Consider the following 575-nt stretch of genomic DNA (forward strand, 5'->3'; position numbering starts at 1 on the left):
CGAACACGATAGCGCCGGCGTTGTGGTTCGACTGCGGTTCGGGAACTTCGAGCAGGGTTCGCTCGGAGTCGGCCGAGACGGTCGTCGCTTCGGGGTCGACCGTCAGTTCACTCAGGACGAAAGTGTGGCTGTAGTTCGAGGGCGTTCCGGACCGAGACGGTGCGCTGTATCGGAGATAGAGCCGCCCGTTGTCCCTGAATTCGGGATGAAACGCAAGCCCGAGAAGGCCGCGTTCGTCGTAGCCACCCACGTCGACGACGCGGTCCGTGATGTCGAGATAGGGGTTACTCCGGAGTCCGGATTCGTCGTGCAACCAGATACGGCCGGGTTGGTCGACGACGAACCGCTTCGTCCCGTCGAACGCCTCGGGAATGGCGACATCGACGGGCGAGGTGAAGCCACCGGCGAGCGTCTCGTAGCCGACTTCGAGACCCGACAGCGAATCCGAGTCGTCGGGTCGGTCCTGCGAGTCGGTTGTGGTTGTTCCGTCCGGCGGGACTGTTGTCGTCGTGTCGTTACCGCCGCAGCCACCGCCTCCGTCGCTGCCATCGATGGGTGCGCCAGCACACCCGGCG

Annotated in this window: 1 protein-coding gene; it reads right to left on the reverse strand. The window is 64.7% G+C overall.

The genetic code is table 11. From position 1 onward, the window contains the following. Positions 1–553 (reverse strand): PQQ-dependent sugar dehydrogenase (locus tag DEQ92_RS21540; protein ID WP_394338716.1); only part of this gene is annotated, 553 nt, incomplete at its 3' end. Between the last annotated feature and the right edge of the window lie 22 nt (positions 554–575).

The organism is Haloferax sp. Atlit-6N, from assembly GCF_003383195.1.
Taxonomy (GTDB): Archaea; Halobacteriota; Halobacteria; order Halobacteriales; family Haloferacaceae; genus Haloferax; species Haloferax gibbonsii.